We start from the raw sequence: 777 nt of genomic DNA, 5'->3' as shown, positions 1-777 counted from the left end.
CTGGCTAATTCGATTGTCGATGGCTTTATGTCGTCTATCTCACAATTGATGGATTTTTGTAAATCTTTGCCTAGCCGCATTAAGGGGTGGATTGGTTCCATTGATGTAAGAGAGTTTTTGCCAAGTTTTTTGGGGGGTAAAACAGCCATCCAACCCATCGTGCAATTTGCGGGGGCTTCTCCTGTAAATTCATCTGCGAGAGAGCAAAGAGACAAAGACCGTTCCCCCATCACACACAATCAAAATGTCACAGTGCATGTTAATGGGGCGCGTGAACCCATGGCCACTGGTCGTGCGGTTGCCCATGCTTTGCAACGGGCACGTGCCAATGCTCTGCATGGCGGGACAGAATGAGGGGAGGGCGTCTATGAGAGATCCTTTGATGATGTTAGGACCGCATCAATTTTATGTGGACTGGCTGAATTTCCAATCCTTTGAAGAAGAGTTTTCTGCCTCATGGGTTTGTATGGAGCGTTTTGGCAAGGCACCCAGTTTGCAATTTACCGGCTATGGCAATAATCCCAAAACCATTCATGGGGTGTTGTTTCCAGAAGAGTTTGGTGATCGTGTAGCGATAGATGCCATCACTACAACTATCCGAAGAGCAAAGCCGGTCCAGATGCTTCGTTGGATTAATGATACGACCTATAGTGTCCTTCTCCATGGACCCGTAGTAATCACCAGTATCACAAAAGACCACGACTATATCAGTCGCTCTGGTCAATCCCAGCGCATCCGCTATTCCATTACGCTCTTGCCCTTTTTTAATGGCGGAAA

The 777-nt window shown here is 47.2% G+C and carries 1 protein-coding gene and 1 pseudogene; both read left to right on the top strand.

Annotated features, from left to right (window positions below):
* Positions 1-354, top strand: a pseudogene (locus ACFINM_RS09820) (phage tail tape measure protein); the annotation flags it as partial.
* 13 nt (positions 355-367) lie between these two features.
* Positions 368-777: phage tail protein (locus ACFINM_RS09815; protein WP_375641361.1), on the top strand; the 410-nt coding region annotated here is incomplete at its 3' end.

The sequence above is a fragment of the Bartonella sp. AA168HLJHH genome (genome assembly GCF_042197365.1).
Lineage (GTDB): Bacteria > Pseudomonadota > Alphaproteobacteria > Rhizobiales > Rhizobiaceae > Bartonella.
This window is presented reverse-complemented; position numbering and strand designations above follow the sequence as displayed.